The sequence below is a fragment of the Rhodopseudomonas palustris genome (assembly GCF_034479375.1).
Taxonomy (GTDB): domain Bacteria; phylum Pseudomonadota; class Alphaproteobacteria; order Rhizobiales; family Xanthobacteraceae; genus Rhodopseudomonas; species Rhodopseudomonas palustris_M.
On sequence record NZ_CP140155.1, the window covers coordinates 5,098,546 to 5,118,248 of the forward strand.

At 66.7% G+C, this 19,703-nt stretch carries 18 protein-coding genes; 15 read left to right on the forward strand and 3 right to left on the reverse strand.

Translation table 11 applies throughout. The features are described 5' to 3' along the window. Positions 1-2 precede the first annotated feature (2 nt). The 15 genes from SR870_RS23170 (at position 3) to SR870_RS23240 (ending at position 18,614) form a co-directional block, all read left to right on the forward strand. Positions 3-665: a hydrogenase-4 component E gene (locus tag SR870_RS23170; protein WP_322515840.1), complete on the forward strand. Its 663-nt coding sequence runs from the start codon at positions 3-5 to the stop codon at positions 663-665. Then, positions 662-2,113, forward strand: a complete 1,452-nt coding sequence (locus SR870_RS23175; RefSeq protein ID WP_322515841.1) for a hydrogenase 4 subunit F — start codon at positions 662-664, stop codon at positions 2,111-2,113. Before SR870_RS23170 ends, SR870_RS23175 begins: the two co-directional genes overlap by 4 nt. A 15-nt stretch (positions 2,114-2,128) precedes the next feature. Further along, positions 2,129-3,640: a hydrogenase expression protein HypE gene (locus SR870_RS23180; RefSeq protein ID WP_322515842.1), complete on the forward strand. Its 1,512-nt coding sequence runs from the start codon at positions 2,129-2,131 to the stop codon at positions 3,638-3,640. 2 nt (positions 3,641-3,642) lie between these two features. Continuing rightward, on the forward strand, positions 3,643-4,176 hold the full coding sequence (locus tag SR870_RS23185; protein WP_322515843.1) for an NADH-quinone oxidoreductase subunit B family protein: 534 nt from the start codon (positions 3,643-3,645) through the stop codon (positions 4,174-4,176). A 188-nt stretch (positions 4,177-4,364) separates the two neighbouring features. After that, entirely contained in the window at positions 4,365-6,365 is a 2,001-nt protein-coding gene (locus tag SR870_RS23190) for an autotransporter outer membrane beta-barrel domain-containing protein (RefSeq protein ID WP_322515844.1), read from the forward strand. A 280-nt stretch (positions 6,366-6,645) separates the two neighbouring features. Then, positions 6,646-6,960 (forward strand): hypothetical protein, encoded by a 315-nt coding sequence (locus SR870_RS23195; RefSeq protein WP_322515845.1) that lies wholly within the window; start codon positions 6,646-6,648, stop codon positions 6,958-6,960. A gap of 231 nt (positions 6,961-7,191) precedes the next feature. After that, positions 7,192-9,933, forward strand: a complete 2,742-nt coding sequence (locus SR870_RS23200; protein ID WP_322515846.1) for a cation-transporting P-type ATPase — start codon at positions 7,192-7,194, stop codon at positions 9,931-9,933. Positions 9,934-10,058: 125 nt separating this feature from the next. Next, positions 10,059-10,919 (forward strand): universal stress protein, encoded by an 861-nt coding sequence (locus SR870_RS23205; protein ID WP_322515847.1) that lies wholly within the window; start codon positions 10,059-10,061, stop codon positions 10,917-10,919. Between the two features lie 111 nt (positions 10,920-11,030). After that, a complete protein-coding gene (locus SR870_RS23210; RefSeq protein WP_322515848.1) occupies positions 11,031-12,629 on the forward strand; it encodes an FAD-binding oxidoreductase in 1,599 nt (532 codons plus the stop codon). A gap of 424 nt (positions 12,630-13,053) precedes the next feature. Then, positions 13,054-13,329, forward strand: coding sequence for a DUF1153 domain-containing protein (locus SR870_RS23215; protein ID WP_002714638.1), 276 nt, complete (start codon positions 13,054-13,056; stop codon positions 13,327-13,329). A gap of 175 nt (positions 13,330-13,504) precedes the next feature. Then, the gene (fliF, locus tag SR870_RS23220; protein ID WP_322515849.1) at positions 13,505-15,106 is read left to right on the forward strand and encodes a flagellar basal-body MS-ring/collar protein FliF; all 1,602 of its coding nucleotides are present in this window, start codon (positions 13,505-13,507) and stop codon (positions 15,104-15,106) included. Positions 15,107-15,109: 3 nt separating this feature from the next. Beyond that, positions 15,110-16,198 (forward strand): flagellar motor switch protein FliG, encoded by a 1,089-nt coding sequence (gene fliG / locus SR870_RS23225; RefSeq protein WP_322515850.1) that lies wholly within the window; start codon positions 15,110-15,112, stop codon positions 16,196-16,198. Next, the gene (locus tag SR870_RS23230; protein WP_322515851.1) at positions 16,198-16,815 is read left to right on the forward strand and encodes a FliH/SctL family protein; all 618 of its coding nucleotides are present in this window, start codon (positions 16,198-16,200) and stop codon (positions 16,813-16,815) included. The genes fliG and SR870_RS23230 overlap by 1 nt, the downstream gene beginning before the upstream one ends. A gap of 18 nt (positions 16,816-16,833) precedes the next feature. Further along, positions 16,834-17,184, forward strand: a complete 351-nt coding sequence (gene fliN / locus SR870_RS23235; protein WP_011440173.1) for a flagellar motor switch protein FliN — start codon at positions 16,834-16,836, stop codon at positions 17,182-17,184. Positions 17,185-17,234: 50 nt separating this feature from the next. Next, a complete protein-coding gene (locus SR870_RS23240) occupies positions 17,235-18,614 on the forward strand; it encodes a sigma-54 dependent transcriptional regulator (RefSeq protein WP_322515852.1) in 1,380 nt (459 codons plus the stop codon). A gap of 227 nt (positions 18,615-18,841) precedes the next feature. On the opposite strand, the gene SR870_RS23245 is transcribed toward SR870_RS23240, so the two are convergent. From SR870_RS23245 to SR870_RS23255, 3 genes are all read right to left on the reverse strand, one after another. Beyond that, on the reverse strand, positions 18,842-18,988 hold the full coding sequence (locus tag SR870_RS23245; protein WP_322518398.1) for a hypothetical protein: 147 nt from the start codon (positions 18,986-18,988) through the stop codon (positions 18,842-18,844). A 61-nt stretch (positions 18,989-19,049) separates the two neighbouring features. After that, entirely contained in the window at positions 19,050-19,325 is a 276-nt protein-coding gene (locus SR870_RS23250) for a DUF1488 domain-containing protein (RefSeq protein ID WP_322515853.1), read from the reverse strand. 40 nt (positions 19,326-19,365) lie between these two features. After that, positions 19,366-19,635 carry a hypothetical protein gene (locus SR870_RS23255; RefSeq protein WP_322515854.1) on the reverse strand — a complete coding sequence of 90 codons (270 nt, stop codon included), beginning with the start codon at positions 19,633-19,635 and terminating at the stop codon, positions 19,366-19,368. Positions 19,636-19,703 lie beyond the last annotated feature (68 nt).

A 19,703-nucleotide genomic window follows, 5' to 3' on the forward strand; every position in this document is an offset into this window, starting at 1 on the left:
CGATGCACGGGCTCGCCTTCGACATCTCGCATTCGCTGGCCGGCGGCCTGGTGCTGGTGTCGTTCATGATGCTGTATCAGGACCGGCTGACCTCGCTGCTCAACGTGTTCGCGCTGCACGCGATCATGCTGTCGCTGGCGGTGGGATGGCAGGCGCTGATCCAGGACGCGCCGCATCTCTACGTCACCGCCCTGATCGCGCTGCTGTTCAAGGCGATCATCATTCCGGTGGCGCTGCGCCGGATCGTCTACAAGCTCGGCATCCACCGCGACATCGAAACCGTGGTCGGGATCGGCCCGACCATGCTCGCCGGGATGGGGCTGGTAGCGCTGTCGCTGGCCCTGATGCTGCGCGTCACCGCGGATGCCGACGCGCTGGCGCGCGAGGACCTCGCGTTTGCGCTGTCGGTGGTGCTGCTCGGGCTGCTGTTCATGGTGACGCGGCGTAACGCGGTCAGCCAGGTGATAGGCTTCATGTCGCTGGAGAACGGGCTGATCCTCGCCGCGGCCGGCGCCAAGGGGATGCCGCTGGTGGTCGAGATCAGCGTCGCGTTCTCGGTGCTGATCGCCTTCATCGTCATCGGCATCGTGCTGTTCCGGATCCGCGAACGCTTCGACTCGGTCGACGTCTCGCAGCTCGACGTCTCGCGCGGAGAGCAGCGATGAGTTTGTCCGGCCTCGATCCGGTGGTGGGCGTGCTGCTGATCCCGGTCTGCGCCGCCATCGTGCTGGCGCTGCTGCCGGGCTACAAATTGACCGCGCGGCTCAACGTCGTCGCGAGTCTGGGCAGCTTTCTCTGCGCGGCCTCGCTGCTGGTGCTGCCGCGCCCGCAGCCTGGGCCGTACATTTTGGTCGACGATCTCAACATCGTCTTCATCGTGCTGAACACCTTCGTCGGCTTCACCACCAGCCTGTTCAGCGCCAGCTACATCGCCCACGAACTCGAGACCGGCAAGCTGACGCCGACCTATCTGCGATTCTACCACGCGATGTACCAGATCATGATGTTCGGCATGAATCTGGCGTTCGTGTCGAACAATATCGGCCTGATGTGGGTGGCGGTGGAATTGGCGACGCTGACCACGGTGCTGATGGTCGGCATCTATCGGACGCCGGCGGCGCTGGAAGCGGCGTGGAAGTATTTCATCCTCGGCAGCGTCGGCATCGCGCTGGCGCTGTTCGGCACAATCCTCGTCTACATGGCGGCGCGGCCGGTGGTCGGCGAGGGCCAGGACGGCATGATCTGGACCGTGCTGGTGGCGCGCGCCGCCGGCTTCGACGCGCCGCTGCTGAACGTCGCCTTCGTGTTCCTGTTCCTCGGCTACGGCACCAAGGTCGGCCTCGCGCCGCTGCACGCCTGGCTGCCCGACGCCCACGCCGAAGGCCCGACGCCGATCTCGGCGGTGCTGTCCGGCCTGCTGCTCAACGTCGCGCTGTATGCGCTGCTGCGCTTCAAGATGCTGCTCGCCGCCAATGGCGAGGCGATGCCGCCCGGCGTGCTGATGATCGTGATGGGGCTGGCGTCGCTGTTGTTCGCCGCCTTCATGCTGTATCGGCGGCGCGACATCAAACGGCTGTTCGCCTATTCGTCGATCGAGCACATGGGCATCATCGTGTTCGCCTTCGGCATGGGCGGCCCGCTGGCGAATTTCGCCGGGCTGCTGCACATGGTGATGCACAGCCTGACCAAATCGGCGATCTTCTTTGCGGTCGGCCACATCACCCAGGTCAAGGGCACGCAGTCGCTGGCGAAGATCCGCGGCATCACCGAGACCCACCCGGTGCTCGGCTGGGGCCTCGTCGTCGGCGTGGCGGCGATCGCCGGGCTGCCGCCGCTCGGCATCTTCATGAGCGAATTCCTGCTGGTGTCGTCGACCTTCGCGCGCGCGCCGTGGCTGGCGCTGCTGCTGGTGTTCGGCATTCTGGTGGCGTTCGGCGCGCTGATGCTGCGGCTGACCGGCATCGCCTTCGGTCGGCCGCGCGGCAGCCGCGAGCCGGTGCAGGCGTCCTACGTGCCGATGTTCGCGCATCTGGCGCTGGTGCTGATCGCCGGCGTGTATCTGCCGGCGCCGGTGGTGGCGTGGTTCCAGCACGTCGCCAAGCTGCTGGGCTAGGGAGCAACAGATCCGATGCCGTCGCTGATCGATCTCAACCTCGAAGGCCTGCAGGTGGCGCGGCATCGGCCGTGGACCCGCACAGTGGTCGACAGCGCGGTGTGGAGTTTCGCGGTGCGCATGCTCGCCGAGCGGCAGTGGCAATTGCTGTCGCTGTGGGGCGAGCCAATGAGCGTGCACATGGCGCTGTTCGATCCGCGCACCGCGGAGATCGGAATCGTCAGCCTCGACTGTCCGCACGGCTCGTTTCCCTCGGTCGCCGCCAGGCATCTGCCGGCGCTGCGGCTGGAACGCACGATCACCGATCTGTTCGGCCTGAAGCCCGAGGGAGCGATCGACGATCGGCCCTGGCTCGATCACGGCCAATGGGGCGTCCACGCGCCGCTCGGCGCGCGGAGCGAAGCGCTCACGCCGACGCCGGCCTATCGCTTCCTGCCGGTCGAGGGCGACGGGACCCATCAGGTCGCGGTCGGCCCGGTGCATGCCGGCATCATCGAGCCAGGGCACTTCCGCTTCACCGTCAGCGGCGAGACCGTGGTGCGGCTGGAGCAGCGGCTCGGCTACGTCCACAAGGGCATCGACGGGCTGATCGCCGGCGCGGATTTGCCGCGTGCCGCGCGGCTGGCCGGCCGCGTCTCCGGCGACAGCACGGTGGCCTATGCGCTGGCGTTTTCGCGCGCGGTCGAGACCGCGGCGGAGATCGCGGTGCCGGCGCGCGCGGTGTGGCTGCGGGCGCTCGTCGCCGAGCTGGAGCGTCTCGCCAATCATCTCGGCGACATCGGCGCGATCTGCAACGACGCGGCGTTCGCCATCATGCTGGCTCAGTTCGGCGTGCTACGCGAAAACGTGCTGCGTGCCGCCGACACCGCGTTCGGCCATCGCCTGATGCGCGACGTAGTGACGCCCGGCGGAGTGGCGCGCGATCTCGACGACGCCGGCAAGGCCGCGATCCGCGCCGCGCTGGCCGCCGTGCGCGCCAAGCTGCCGGCGCTGATCGAGCTGTACGACAGCACGGCGTCGCTGCAGGACCGCACCGTGTCGACCGGCATCCTCAAGCCCGCGCTCGCCGATCAATACGCCGCCGGCGGCTATGTCGGCCGCGCCTCCGGCCGCGGCTTCGATGCCCGGCGCACGCTGGCTTACGCGCCCTATGACGAGCTGCGCTTCGACGTCCCGGTGCTGACCGAGGGCGACGTCGACGCGCGGGTCTGGATCCGGATTCGCGAGGTCGAGCAGAGTCTGTCGCTGGTCGACCAGATCCTCGACCGGCTGCCGCGCGGCGAGATCCGCGTCGCGCCGAATCTGCCGGAGGAGGTCTGCGAAGGGCTGGCGCTGGTCGAAGGGTTTCGCGGCGATATCCTCGTCTGGCTGCGGCTACACAATGGTGTCGTCGAGCGCTGCCATCTGCGCGACCCGTCGTGGTTTCAATGGCCGCTGCTGGAAGCCGTGATCGAAGGCAACATCGTCGCCGACTTCCCGCTGTGCAACAAATCGTTCAACTGCTCCTACTCCGGCGTGGATCTGTAGCGATGCGCAAGCTGCTGTTCGAGAGCCTGTTCGCCAGACCGCTGACCGAACCTGCCCCGGCGCCGGGCGAGGCCGGCGTCGCCGAACTCGCGGCGCTGGTCGAGGCCACCGCGCGGCGCACGCTCGGCCGCAGCCTTGCGATCCGCGAGGTCGACGCCGGCTCCTGCAACGGCTGCGAGCTGGAAATCCACGCGCTGAGCAACGCGTATTACGACGTCGAACGCTTCGGCCTGCGTTTCGTCGCTTCGCCGCGCCACGCCGATGTGCTGATGGTCACCGGGCCGGTGACGCACAATATGCGCGAGGCGCTGCGGCTCACTTACGACGCGGTGCCGGGGCCGAAATGGGTGGTCGCGGTCGGCGATTGCGCCAAGGACGGCGGCTGCTTCGCCGGCAGCTACGCGGTCGCCGGCGGCGTCTCCGCAGTGATCCCGGTCGATCTGCACATCCCCGGCTGTCCGCCGAAGCCGGTGGAGATCCTGCGCGGTCTGCTGGCGCTTCTTGATCGCGTTGCCACGCGCGAAACGCCGCGTTGACATAAACTGATACCGCGACGCAGCCGTCGCTCGGCGCAGTGTCTGCGGCACACGACTAATGACCCGTGCGTTTCGTATTTCTATCAGTTGCTGCCGCCCCTGGACCGCCGCACCGATGATGATCGGCGGGCAAGGGGTGATTCGTGATGTTCGGTATTTCAGGCGACGGCGCGCGGAGTCGCGCACCGATGTTGTTCTCACGTGCCCGCCGGGCGATCTTCTCGATCGCCGTGATAGCGGCCGCTTCCGGCATCATGCCGACTCCGGCGCAGGCGCAGTTCACAAGGTTGTTCGGCTTCGGCGACAGCTATGCGGATACCGGTTCGGCGCCCGGCGGCGCATACCGGCTGATCGGCGCGAACGGGACCGGCACGGTCAGCATCCCGTATTTTCCGTTCACGCTGACTCCATCCGACTTCTGGCCGTGTCCCAGCCCGACTTACACGAGCTGCCGCTTTACCGGCAGCACCAATTTTGTCGACTCGCTGCAGTCGATCTACGGACTGTCGGGGCTGACGAACTACTCGATCGGCGGTGCGCGGACCGACAATACCAACACCATGCCGTTTCTATCCAGCAGCTACGGATTGCCTTACGAGCTGCAGCAATTCGTCGCCAGCGGAACCCGTTTCACCGACAGTGACCTGATCGCGCTGTCGATCGGCGGCAACGACCTGTCCGGCATCAACGTCTCGGGTGCGGCCGACGTCAATGCGGTGATTTCGACCAGCGCGACCGTCTCCGCCGTCAACGCCGTCGCAGGCGTGCAGCAGTTGGTCGCCGCCGGTGCGCGCAATATCGCTTGGCTCGGCACCGGAAGTTCGAAGTGGTTTCCGGAGGCGACGCTCGGCAAGGACGGAACCAATCCCTACAATTTCAGCGCCCCGCAGCGTGACCTCTGGGCCGACACCTATTACTTGCAGACCCAGCAATTGCTGGCGCCGCTCGCGCAGGCCGGCGTGCGCATCTTCCTGCTCAATTTCGGCATCCTGCAGCAGCGCGTCGCCGAGAATCCGGCGATGTACGGGTTTGCCGGCATTCCCGCGGGCTTCACCGGTTGCGAGGCGGGGCCCGGCACCGGATCGACGCCGGGGACAGTCGCGGTGAATGTCGCAGGTTGCTTCTATGAGAATTCGGTGCATCCGACCGGCGCCGCGATGGCGCTGATCGCCAGCTACATGGCCAACCAGATCGATGCGCCGAGCACAGTGACGCCGCAGGCCGGCGTCGCGACCAGCCTGCTCGGCGGTTTCTCGAATTCGGTGTTCGATCGCCTCGAGGCTGGCCGACGCTTCCAGCCCTCCGGCGTCCATGCAGCGATGGCCGCGATCCCCGGTAAGGCGCTTGCGCCGCCGGCACCGGTGGATCGCTGGTCGGTCTACGGCGCGGCCAGCTACGCCGGCGGCAGCCGCGACCGGCAATTCTACGCCACCGGCTACGATTACGATGCGGCGGGCGGCTATCTCGGGCTGGAATATCGGCTCGATGCCAATTGGCGCGTCGGCGGCGTGTTCGGCTATTCGCAGCCGGACGTGAAGCTCGCGGTGCAGGATGCGCGGAATCGCATCGATGCGTTCCAGTTCGCGGGCTACGGCTCCTACACGGATGCGCATTGGTTCGCCGACGGGTTGGTCGCTTATGGCCGCCAGAATTTCGCGCTGGAGCGCCGCGGCGTCATCGACATCATCCGCGCCAGCACCAAGGCCGACGTGGTCACGGTCGCCGCCCGCGGTGGCTATCTGTTCGACGCCGGCCGGCTGCGCGTCGGGCCGATCGCGGCGTTGAACTACACCAACGCCACGATCCGGGGCTACACCGAGACCGGCGATGTCCTGCTCGCCATGATGGTGGACCGCCAGACGCTGGACACGCTCACCGGCGATGCGGGCGTGCAGCTCCGCTATCCCTTGCAACTCGGCGACGGCAGCTACACGCCGTTCCTCAATCTGACCGCCGCGCATGATTTCCTGGGCTCCGGCCACACCGTCACCACTACGCTGGTGTCGGCGCCGCTGCTGCCGATTCTGACGCCGGTGTCGGCTGATGGCGGCACCTATGGCAGGGTCGCTGGCGGCATTTCGGCGCTGGTGGCAAGCAATGTCGCCGCCACCCTGACGGGCACCACCAGCTTCGCCCGCCGAGGCGGTAACGACGCCGGCGTCACCGGAGGTGTCAGGCTCTCATTCTAGCGAGGCTGGCGCGACGACCACGCGACGCTGACATTTCGATCGAATTGTTCCGATCACTCGTGCGGGCGCGGCGTGATGATCGACGATGATGTGACATCCATCGCGTATTGCGACGAGTGGCCGCAGTTGCTCGCTTACCCGCGTTGAGCAAGATCAAGGTTGGACGATCGGCGTACGGCTTAGGTTCAGTCGGCCCTTGTCGGGCCCTGTCAAAAGCGAATGATGTCGGGAGACGATGCGATCTGATCGAGACGGCGAGTTCCGGATAGTTCCTGCTGCATTGCGCCTCTGGCTCAAAGCGGCGATTTGTCTGTGTGCGCTGGCCGTCGTCATCGTCGCCACCGGCCCCGTCGCATCGGCGCATGACGCGCCGCGCGGCCTGCTCGAATTCGTCAAGACGCCACCTCCTTGTCCAACTCCGCATGGTGGCGACGAACCCGAAGTGTTTGCGCCCGAAGCGGGGGCTCACCTTCTCGCTCCTGCCGCGTTGAGGAGTGGCGTCCGCGATCGATCGACCCGGCTGCGCCTGCCATTGGCCGGGGTGATGCTCGATCGCAGCGAGCGCCCGCTGCTGCGTCCGCCGATCGCGTCCTAGCCCCCATCCGCTGCCGCCCCATCAGGTCGATCAATTCCGCCGTTTCGTGACGGCGGAAGCCGGCGTCCCGTAGCGCGGGACCGGCGCGCGCGTCGGGTGAGGGCTCCTTGACGCTTCACAGCGCCTTGCGGTCGATCCGTCGGGATCGAGCGGATGCAATGCCGTTACGGACAGCTCGCATCCCACCCCGCCAGGCGCGCGATATTCATTCTCAACATGTCGAGACAACGCATGAGCATGCCGATGGACGCCGCGATCAAGGGCCCGAACGACCAGGCGTCGGACGAGATGTGGCACGCGGTCGATGCCGAGCGGGTTCTCGCGAATCTGTCGACCGACCGCGGCGGCTTGAGCAGCGCCGAGGCGGCGAAGCGTTTGGCAACCTATGGGCCGAATGCGCTTCCCGAAGCGTCCCGGCGGAATCCGCTGTTGCGCTTCCTCGCGCAGTTCAACAACACGCTGATCTACTTCCTGTTGGCCGCGGCGGTCGCGGCCGCCATCCTCGGCCATCATATCGATGCCGCGGTGATCGTGGCCGTGGTGACCATCAATGCGATCGTCGGCTTCATTCAGGAAGACAAGGCCGAGAAGGCGCTGAGCGCGATCCGCAAGATGATCTCGCCGCGCGCCCATGCCTGGCGCGACGGCCACCGCATCAGCATTCCGGCCGCCGATCTCGTGCCCGGCGACGTGGTGATGATCGAGGCCGGCGATCGGGTCCCCGCCGACCTGCGGCTTACCCGCGCCCGCGGTCTTCTGATCGACGAGGCGATGCTGACCGGTGAATCGGTCGCTTCCGAAAAGCACGACCAGCCCGCCGCGGCGGATGCGCCGCTGGGCGACCGGCTGTGCATGGCGTTCTCGGGGACGCTGGTGTCCGCCGGGCAGGGCTTCGGCGTCGTGGTCGCGACCGGCGAGGGCACCGAGATCGGCCGCATCAGCACGCTGATCCAGGGCGTCGAACAGCTCACCACGCCGCTGCTCGGGCAGATCAACCGGTTCGGCCAGCGCTTCACCTGGGTGGCGATCTCGGCGGCCGCCGCGATCTTCGCGTTCGCCACGCTGGTGCGCGGCTATGAGTGGCCGGACGCGCTGATCGTGGTGGTGGCGATGGCGGTCGGCGTCGTGCCGGAAGGCCTGCCCGCGGTGATCACCATCACGTTGGCGATCGGCGTGCAGCGCATGGCCAAGCGCAACGCCATCATCCGCAGCCTTCCTGCGGTCGAGACGCTCGGCGCCACCTCGGTGATCTGCTCCGACAAGACCGGCACGCTCACCCGCAACGAGATGACCGCACGGCGCATCATGACCGCCGATCACACCATTCTGGTCAGCGGCTCGGGCTACATCCCGCAGGGCGAACTGACCGTCGACGGCCGCAAGGATGCCGAGGCCGACGCTGCGGCGATCAAGCTGATCCGCTCGGCGCTGCTGTGCAACGACGCGCAATTGCGCGAGGTCAAGGGGCACTATGTCGTCGATGGCGATCCGATGGAGGGCGCCCTGGTCGCGCTCGCGATCAAGGCCGGCCTCGACCCCGCCAGGGAACGTTCGGAGTGGAAGCGCTCGGATGAAATTCCATTCGACGCCCAGCATCGCTTCATGGCGACGCGACACGCGGCAGCCTCGGGCGGGCAGGTGATCTTCGTCAAGGGCGCGCCCGAGCGGCTGCTGGCGATGTGCCAGACGCAACTGGGCCGCGACGGCTTGCAGCCGCTCGACGCGGCATTCTGGACCGAGCAGATTTCGCGGGCGGCGGCGGAGGGCGAACGGGTGCTCGGCTTTGCGGTGCGATCGCCGGCGCGTGCGAGCGATCGACTGGTCCTCGCCGATCTCGACGAGGGCCTGGCCTTCATGGGGCTGGTCGGGTTCATCGATCCGCCGCGCGCGGAGGTGATCCAGGCGATCGCCGAATGCCGCTCGGCCGGCATCGTGGTCAAGATGATCACCGGCGACCACGCCGCCACCGCCGACGCGATCGCGCGGCAATTGAAGCTGACCGACAGTCCCGACGTCGTCAGCGGCGCCGATCTCGACCGCACCCCCGATGCGGCCTTCACAGGCATCGCCACGCATACCGACGTGTTTGCGCGCACCAATCCCGAGCACAAGCTGCGCATCGTCCAGGCGCTGCAATCGACCGGCGCGGTGGTGGCGATGACCGGCGACGGCGTCAACGACGCGCCGGCGCTGAAGCAGGCCGATGTCGGCATCGCGATGGGGCACAAGGGCACCGAGACCGCGAAGGAAGCCTCCGAGGTCGTGCTGCTCGACGACAATTTCGTCTCGATCGTGGCGGCGGTGCAGGAAGGCCGCACCGTCTACGACAACATCCGCAAGGTGATCGCCTGGACGATTCCGACCAATGGCGGCGAGGTGCTCGCCGTCATCCTCGCCATTCTGTTCGGCTTCACCCTGCCGATGACGCCGGTGCAGATCCTGTGGATCAATCTGATTCTCACCGTCACGCTCGGCCTGGTGCTGGCGTTCGAGCCGCCGGAGCCCGGAGTGATGAAGCGGCCGCCGCGCCCGGCGCACGAGCCGCTGCTGTCGCCGTTCCTGGTCTGGCGCATCTTCTTCGTGTCGGTGCTGTTCACCGCCGGCACGCTGGGGATCTTCTTCTACGCGCTCGGGAAGGGGCTGCCGTTGGAGACGGCGCGGACGATGGTGGTCAATGCGCTGGTGGTGTTCGAGATCTTCTATCTGTTCAACGTCCGCTATCTGCACATGTCCTCGTTCTCCTTCCGCGGCGCGCTCGGCACCCCGGCGGTGCTGCTGGCGCTGATCGCCGTGATCGCGGCGCAGCTCGCCTTCACCTACGCACCGGTGATGCACGCGCTGTTCGAGACCACGCCGATCGCGCTGGCCGACGGCCTGGTCATCATCGGCGCCGGCGTCGTGCTGATGATCGTGCTCGAAACGGAAAAGCTGCTGATGCGCCGCATCGGCGCGCTGCGCAGCCTCGAACCGTAGCGAACAATGCTCGGCGCGGCCGCTTCCGGCCGCCGCGCCGAGCGATACAGCCGCGTTAACGACGACAAGCAAGCATGCAGAGGGTGATCATGGATCAGATGCCGCGCCAGTCAACGAAATCCGGTTTGCAACTGGTCGCCGTCGCCACGGACTTCTCGGCGCGTTCGGATCGTGCCGTGCGCCGCGCCGCGCTGATCGCCAGAGACGCGGGCGCGCGCCTGGTGCTGGTTCATGTCGTCGACGACGATCAGCCGGAGCGCATCGTCGCTGCGGAATGCGACCTCGCCGAGACCGCGCTCGCCGACGCGATCCGCGAGCACGCTTATCTCTCCGACCTGCGCTGCAGCCCGCTGGTGGTGCGCGGCACGCCGTTCGACGGCATCGTCAGGGCCGCGCAGCAGATGGGCGCGGATCTGTGCGTGATCGGCAGCCATCGTCGCGCCTTCCTGAGGGATATTTTCGTCGGCACCACCGCCGAGCGGGTGATTCGCAATAGTTCGATCCCGGTGCTGATGGCCAACATCGATCCGGCGCTGCGCTACACGTCGTGCCTAGCGCCAGTCGAATTGTCGGACTGCTCGGGGCGCGCCCTCACCGTCGCCCGCAGTCTCGGCCTGATGCCCCGCACGCGGTTCGCGATCCTGCACGTCTACGACGCCGCTGCAGCGGGCATGCTGAGCTATGCGGGCGTCCACAAGGGCAATGTCGACGACTATCTGGCCCAGTCGCGCGTCGAAGCGGTGCGGGATCTGGTGCGTTTCCTGGAGCCGCTCGATCTCGGTGATATCGACTACACCACCCTGGTCAAGGAGGGGCTCGCCCCCTCGACGATCGTCGATGTCGCGACCGAGATGCGGCCCGATCTGGTGGTGATCGGCACCCACGGTCGGCAGGGCACGATCAGGATGCTGCTCGGCAGCGTCACCGAGGAGCTGTTGCGGCGGCTGCGTCAGGACATTCTGGTCGTTCCGGTGCGCGACGCATAACGAGCTGCGCTGCAGCACGCGAACGCGCTTGCGGGCGTCGCCGTCCCGTTTCAGACTGAGCGTCGCAATCGGCGCGCCGTCAATCGTCGCCGAACCGAACGGGAGGTCACGATGGGCAGCGCGCGGCTGAAGCATTACGGCTGGGGACGGGAAGGCGAGGGCATGAGCGAGGCCGAGCAGGCCTTCGTGCTCGGCCGCTATCGGGAGAAGTTCGGCCGTGACAGCTTCGACACCATCGCGGTGCCGAAGCTCGACGAATTGAAGCTGCACGAGCCGCGGATCGTGCCGCCGCGCTCGCTCGCTGAGATCTGTTCGATCGACGTCTACAATCGCGCCGCTCACGCCTACGGCAAGTCCTATCCCGACTACGTCCGCGGCATGATCGGCGACTACGAGGCCGCCCCCGATATCGTCGCCTATCCGCGCAACGAGGCCGAGATCGCCGCGGTGATGGACTGGGCCGGCGGCGCAGGTGCGGCGCTGACGCCGTTCGGCGGCGGCTCCTCGGTGTGCGGCGGCGTCGAGTGCCGCGTCGACGGCGGTCGTTACAAGGCCGCGGTGTCGCTCGACATGCGCCATCTCGGCCGGGTGATCGAAGTCGACGCCACCTCGCGCGCCGCGTTGATCGAAGGCGGCGCCTATGGTCCGGCGCTGGAAGCGCAGCTCAAGCCGCACGGCGTGACGCTGCGGCATTTTCCGCAGAGCTTCGAATATTCCACGCTCGGCGGCTGGATCGCGACCCGCTCCGGCGGTCACTTCGCCAGCCTCTACACGCACATCGACGATTTCGTCGAAAGCCTGCGCGTGGTGACGCCGCGCGGCGTGATGGAGACGCGGCGGCTGCCGGGATCGGGCGCGGGCCCCAGCCCGGACCGGATGTTCATCGGCTCCGAAGGCATTCTCGGCGTGATCTCGCGGGCCTGGATGCGGCTGCAGGCGCGGCCGACGTTCCGCGCCGGCGCGTCGGTGCGCTTCGCGGATTTCTTTTCTGCAGCGCGTGCCGTGCGCGCGGTGGCCCAGGCCGGTCTGTATCCGTCGAACTGCCGCATCCTCGATCCCCGGGAAGCGTTCAACACCGGCGCCGCCGGCGGCAGCGTCGCCATCATGGTGCTGGCGTTCGAATCGGGTGACCATCCGGTGGACGCATGGATGGCGCGGGCGCTCGAATGCTGCGCCGATCACGGCGGCACGCCGGAGACGGCCGATGCCGCCGAGGGACATCTCGAAGGCGCCGCCGGCCTGTGGCGCAACGCCTTCATCCGGATGCCCTATGCGCGCGAATTCCTGACGCCGGCGGCGTTGATCAACGACACGTTCGAAACCGCGATCACCTGGGATCGCTTCGAATCGTTCCACGACAGCGTGAAGGCCGCGACCGAACGCGCGATCCTCGAGGCGACTGGTATCAAGGGCGAAGTCACCTGCCGCTTCACCCATGTCTATCCGGACGGGCCGGCGCCGTACTTCTCGTTTCACGCGCTCGGCCGCCACGGCGCGCTGCTCGAACAATGGCAGGCGATCAAGGACGCCGCGAGCGACGCGCTGATCGACGCCGGCGGCACCATCACGCATCACCACGCCGTCGGCCGCGATCACCGCAAGTGGTACGACCGCCAGCGCCCCGAACTGTTCGCCGCCGCGCTACGCGCCGCCAAGCGCGAACTCGACCCGCAGGCCATGCTCAATCCCGGCGTGCTGATCGATCCGTAGAGCGGTTCTGCTTTTGATGGAATCAGAGCTCCCGATCCGGCTGCCGCCGTCATCCTTCGAGGCGCGCTACGCGCACACCCCGGATCAAGTCCGGGGCAGGCTCTCAGGATGACGACTCTGCACGCGAGAAGGCGGCAGTGCTTCAATCAGTCGATGTAGCGTCGTCGCGCCGATCACGCGCGATCAACTCCGTTCACCAGTGAAGACCGCCCCGTCGGCGAGCGTGCGCGAAGCGCTCGAATCCCGGCGTTCGCGGCCGTGTATGCGGCCCCCGAGGGGGGAGCGCAGGATCCCGGTTACCAATCTTACGACTTTACTAATTTCGTCCATCACATTGCCTCGCTTGGCTTAGTCAAATTTTAAGCCGGCCGGCCTACGTTCACATCACACAGTATGTTGAGTGCTTGAGAGTTGTGAGTACGCCATGACAGAGCCCCACCGTCCGCGGGTCAAATACGTCATCGGGCCCGACGGGAGTCCGTTAACGATTGCGGACCTGCCCGCCCCGGGGACCAAGCGCTGGGTGATCCGCCGCAAGGCCGAGGTGGTCGCGGCGGTCCGCGGCGGCCTTCTCTCGCTGGAAGAGGCCTGCAGCCGCTACACGCTGACCGTGGACGAGTTCCTGTCCTGGCAGTTCTCCATCGACCAGCACGGGCTGGCAGGGCTCCGGACCACCCGAATCCAGCAATATCGCCAGTAATCTTCGTTACCGAAACCTTAACGAACTCGCGAAAGCCGGCCCCGTTTCGGGAAGCCGGCTTTCAGCACATCTGCAGCAATTCGCCTCCGGTTAAGATTCGTTAACCTTATGGAAACCATCCCATAGGCAAGATTTGCCTAGTCGGCTTTGTCGTGCCGAATCCGAGGGGCTGGTCTTGCAGAGTTTGATGGGTTTCCTGAAAGGCTTGGGCGCCGCCCGGGTGATGGCCATGATTGCCGTCACCGTGGCGCTGCTCGGGTTTTTTGCCTTCGTCATCATGCGCGTCTCGCAGCCGCAGATGACCACCCTCTATACCGACCTCAGCGTCGAGGACTCCTCCAGCATCATCAAGGAGCTGGAGCGCCAGGCGATCCCGTTCGAAATGCGCAATGACGGCGCCATTCTGATGGTGCCGAAGGACAAGGTCACGCGGCTGCGGATGAAGCTGGCCGAAGGCGGCCTGCCGAAGGGCGGCGGCGTCGGCTACGAGATCTTCGACAAATCCGACGCTCTCGGCACCACCAGCTTCGTCCAGAACATCAATCATCTGCGCGCGCTGGAGGGCGAACTGTCCCGCACCATCCGGGCGATCGATCGCGTCCAGGCGGCGCGGGTGCATCTGGTGCTGCCGGAGCGGCCGCTGTTCTCGCGCGAAACGCCGGAGCCCTCGGCCTCGATCGTGCTGCGGGTGCGCGGCGCGCTGGAGCCGCAGCAGGTTCGCGCCATCCGCCATCTGGTCGCCTCGGCGGTGAACGGCCTGAAGCCGCAGCGGGTGTCGATCGTCGACGAAGGCGGCCAATTGCTCGCCGACGGATCGGCCAGCGCCAATTCCGCCGACAGCGCCGCCGGCGACGAACGCCGCACCAGCTTCGAGAAGCGGATGCGCAACGAGATCGAGGCGATCGTGTCGTCGGTGGTCGGCTCCGGCCGCGCTCGCGTCCAGGTCACCGCCGATTTCGATTACAACAAGATCACCCAGACCTCGGATAAGTTCGACCCCGAAGGCCGGGTGCTGCGCTCCAGCCAGACCCGGGAGGAGCAGTCCCAGACCTCGGCGGCCGACGGTCAGGTCACCGTCAACAACGAGCTGCCGGGCAATCAGGCCCCGGGCGGCGCCGGCGCGCGGGACCAGAGCAAGAAGTCCGAGGAAACCAACAATTACGAGATCTCCCGCGTCACCAAGACCGAGGTGACCGAGGCCGGCCGGGTCAACCGGCTGTCGGTCGCGGTGCTGGTCGACGGCAGCTACACCAAGAACGAGAAGGGCGAGCTGGTCTATGCCGAGCGGCCCAAGGAGCAGCTCGACCGCATCGCGGCGCTGGTGCGCTCGGCGATCGGCTTCGACCAGAAGCGCGGCGACCAGATCGAGGTCGTCAATCTGAAATTCGCCGAGGCGCCGCAGGTCGAGAAGCTGCCGGAGCCGGCAGGGCTGCTCGGGATGCTGCAATTCACCAAGGACGACATTATGAACATGATTCAGCTCGGCGTGATGTTCGTGCTCGGCCTGGTGGTGCTGTTCATGGTGATCCGGCCGCTGGTGAAGCGCGTGCTCGCTTCCGACCCGGCGTCCGAGGCGGCCGGCCTGCCGGCGCTGACCGACGGCAGCCTGCCGCAGATCGGCACCGACGGGCAGCCGGCCGGGACCAGCATGATCGACATCGCCCAGGTGCAGGGTCAGGTCCACGCCCAGTCGGTCCATCGCGTCGGCGAACTCGCCGAGCGCAATCCCAACGAAACCGCAGCCATTGTCCGTCAATGGCTGGCCGAGCCGGCGTAATCCATGGCCGAAGCTCCCGCCACAACCAGCGGCACCGAAGATATCGCCAGCGTCGTCGCGACGCTCGCGCAGCGTCAGAACGGCCGCCCCGCCTCGAAGCCGCTGCCGGGCCCGAAGCGCGCGGCGATCCTGATGCTGGCGCTCGGCGAACAATATGGCGGCAAGATCTGGAGCCTGCTCGACGACGACGAGGTGCGCGAACTGTCCTCGGTGATGTCGACGCTAGGCACCATCGAGCCGGAAACGGTCGAGGATCTGCTGCTCGAATTCGTGTCGCGGATGTCGGCGTCCGGTGCGCTGATGGGCAATTACGACGCCACCGAGCGGCTGCTGCAGCGCTATCTGCCGGCCGATCGCGTCTCCGGCATCATGGAGGAGATCCGCGGCCCCGCCGGCCGCAACATGTGGGAGAAGCTCTCCAACGTCCAGGAGGAGGTGCTCGCCAACTACCTCAAGAACGAATATCCGCAAACCACCGCGGTGGTGCTGTCGAAGCTCAAGCCCGAACACGCCGCCAAGGTGCTGGCGATCCTGCCCGAGGACATGGCGCTCGACGTCATCAACCGCATGCTGCGGATGGAATCGGTGCAGAAGGAAGTGGTCGAAAGCCTGGAGCGGACGCTGCGCTCGGAATTCATGTCGAACCTGTCGCAGACCCGCCGCCGTGACGCCCACGAGGTGATGGCGGAAATCTTCAACAATTTCGACCGCCAGACCGAAACCCGCTTCATCACGTCGCTGGAAGAGGACAACCGCGAGGCGGCCGAGCGCATCAAGGCGCTGATGTTCACCTTCGACGACCTGGTCAAGCTCGATGCGGGTTCGGCGCAGACGCTGATGCGCAACATCGACCGCGACAAGCTGGCGATCGCGCTGAAGAGCGCCAACGAGGACGTCCGCGGCTTCTTCCTCGGCAACATGTCGTCGCGCGCCGGCAAGATGCTGCTCGACGACATGGGCGCGCTCGGGCCGGTGCGGCTGCGCGATGTCGACGAGGCGCAGGCGCTGCTCGTCAACCTCGCCAAGGATCTCGCCGCCAAGGGCGAGATCGTTCTCACCAAAAACCGCGCCGACGACGAACTGGTGTATTGATGGCTTCTCCCGCGCAGAAATTCCTGTTCGACAACGATTTCGGGGCGCCCGACAAGGCCCGCGAAAAAGCCGCCGCCGCCGCCGAACTCGCGCGCGAGGTCGCCGCCGCCGAGCAGCGCGGCTATCAGACGGGTTTCGCCCAGGCCCAGCGCGAGATCCAGGCCGAGGCCGAACGCCGCACCGCCGCGGCGCTGGAGCAGATCTCCGAGGCGGTCCGGACCATCGCCGTCGGCATCGGCGCGGTCGAGACGCGGATGGAGACCGAGGCGGTCGAAGTCGCGGTGGCCGTGGCGCGCAAACTGTGCGCCGAGCTGGTCGCCGCCGAGCCGCTGGCGGAGATCACCTCGCTGGTCGGCGAATGTTTCCATCAACTGGTCTCGACGCCGCATCTGGTGGTGCGCATCAGCGACTCGCTCTACGAGGCGGCGCGCGAACGCATCGAACTGCTCGCCAAGCAGAGCGGCTTCGCCGGGCGGCTGGTGCTGTTGTCCGATCCGGAGATCGCCGGCGGCGACTGCAGAATCGAATGGGCCGACGGCGGCGTGGTGCTGGAGCGCGCCGCGATCGAAGCCAAGATCGGTGAATTGGTCGGGCGCTACATGGCGTCGCGCCGCTAACGGGGTCGAGGACTGAAAATGGGCGACAATGACGGCCAAGTGCCGCTTCCCGATCTGAACGGCGCCGATGCGCCGCCGCTGGCGGATGTCGGCTACCACGAGGAAGAACAGACCTCGCGCGTCGCCGCCGATCTCGAAGCGGTGTTCGACGTGCCGGTGCAGGTCTCGGCCGTGCTCGGCCGCTCCAAGATGGACGTCGGCGAATTGCTCAAGCTCGGGCCCGGCGCGGTGCTGGAGCTCGACCGCCGGGTCGGCGAAGCGATCGACATTTACGTGAACAATCGCCTGGTGGCGCGCGGCGAAGTGGTGCTGGTCGAGGACAAGCTCGGCGTCACCATGACCGAAATCATCAAGGCGGAACGCAGCTAATTCGACAGCCCGCGCGCGGCGCGGCAGATACGGGATCACAGGAGCGAACCATGCGGCTTCTCATCGTCGGCACCCTGAAGGGCCAGCTCACTACCGCGACCAAGATCGCGATCGACAACGGCGCCGCGGTCACCCACGCCGACGACAACGAACAGGCGATGCGGGTGCTGCGCGGCGGCAAGGGCGCCGACCTGCTGCTGGTCGATGTGGCGATCGACATCCGCGACCTGGTGATGCGGCTCGAGGCCGAACACATCCACGTGCCGATCGTCGCCTGCGGCATCGCCAACGACGCCCGCGCCGCGGTCGCCGCGATCCACGCCGGCGCCAAGGAGTACATCCCACTGCCGCCGGATCCGGAGCTGATCGCGGCGGTGCTGGCGGCGGTCGCCAACGATTCCCGCGAACTGGTGTATCGCGACGAGGCGATGGCCAAAGTGGTGAAGCTGGCGCAGCAGATCGCCGGCTCCGACGCCTCGGTGATGATCACCGGCGAGAGCGGCACCGGCAAGGAAGTGCTGGCGCGCTACGTCCACACCCGTTCGCATCGGGCGAAGAAACCGTTCATCAGCATCAATTGCGCGGCGATCCCCGAGCATCTGCTGGAATCCGAATTGTTCGGCCACGAGAAGGGCGCCTTCACCGGCGCGGTGGCGCGCCGCATCGGCAAGTTCGAGGAGGCCACCGGCGGCACGCTGCTGCTCGACGAAATCTCCGAGATGGACGTGCGGCTGCAATCGAAGCTGCTGCGCGCGATCCAGGAGCGGGTGATCGACCGCGTCGGCGGCAGCCGCCCTGTGCCGGTCGACATCCGGATCCTCGCCACCTCGAACCGCAATCTGGCGGACGCGGTGCGCGCCGGCACTTTCCGCGAGGATCTACTGTTCCGGCTCAACGTCGTGAACCTGAAGATTCCTCCCTTACGCGAACGCCCCGCCGACATCCTCGAACTGGCGCAGCATTTCGCCCGCAAATATGCCGACGCCAACGGCGTGCCGGTGCGGCCGATCTCGGCCGAGGCGCGGCGCGTGCTGACGACCAACCGCTGGCAGGGCAACGTCCGCGAGTTGGAGAACACGATTCATCGTTCGGTGCTGATGGCGCAGGGCGACGAGATCGGCGCCGATGCGATTCTGACGCCGGAGGGCGACCGGCTCGATCAGTCGAAGACGCCGCCGGCGGTGGCGCACGCCACCTTCGCGGCCGAACAGGTGACCCGCGCGCTGGTCGGCCGCACCGTCGCCGACGTCGAGCGCGACCTGATCTTGGAAACGCTGAAGCACTGCCTCGGCAACCGCACCCACGCCGCGAATATTCTGGGCATCTCGATCCGCACGCTGCGCAACAAGCTCAACGAATACGCCGACGGCGGCCTGCCGATTCCGGCGGTCGGCGGCGGCGAGACCAGGGCGTTCGCATCGATGGGGTAAGTCACCAGATCGGCGTCATTGCGAGGAGCGAAGCGACGAAGCAATCCAGCTCGGTGCATGAAGCTGGATTTCTTCGCCTTCGGCTGGCAAGGATGAGCTTGGCGACCCTCCTCCGTCATTCCGGGGCGCGAGCGAAGCTCGCGAACCCGGAATCTGCCGCGCAAACCAACGTCGAGATTCCGGGTTCGCTCACTGCGTGAGCGCCCCGGAATGACGGTGCAGAAAGTTCACGAATATTTCGGCGCGTCCGGATTGCGGAAGATCTTGATCGGCTCGCCGGGGGTGAGCTTCGGCGTAGTCAGCGTCGTATAGGCGTAAAGCGCCAGATACGCGCAGGCGAGCGCGCCGATCGCATAGAACAGCCAGGTCGCCACGCGCCGCATTCCGCCGGTCCTTCATCCGCGACAGATGGCGACTCATAGCGGAAATCGAGGGCTAGCGAAAATCGATGCTGCGCAGGATGATCCCGGCCGGTTTGCCTTCGAGTTCCGCGTCCGCGAATTTGCGCTCGGCGCGCTGCTCGATGCTGGCGCGCAGCCGCAGGAATTGCTGTTCGCGCTGCGCCGGCGACGTCCGCTTCGCGCCGTCGAGAAAATCCATCGCGTCGGAACTGATCGCGCAGGGCACTTCGGTGTACCCGTTGATCATCGAGAACAGCACCACCGAACGGTCGGTGTCGTAGCCGCGATATTCGCCGCTTGAGAAGGTCATTGCGGTTGATCCTCGGGTTGGGCCGGCGCTGCGCCGTGGGTTACGGCAGGCTGGCGCTGGCGTCGGCATCTTGGGCGTTGCGCACCGCTTCGGGGTCGATCGCGACCATTTCAATCGCGGTCTGGTGCGGCGGCGCGCAGGGCAGGGTGATCAGGGTCGCGAGCCGGCGAAATACCGGGAACGACAGGCCTTCGATCAGTTCTTCGTCGGTGACGATGTCGTAGGAACCAGCCGGCAGTTCCCGATCGATGCCGCGGAGCCGGAACGGCTGATGAAACACGATGGTTTCGCGGCGCGTGCGCGTGGTCATGGATGAGTTCCTCCTGACCTGCGTCACCGTACTTGCGGCGCGATCATTACGGATGTTGCGCCTTTTCC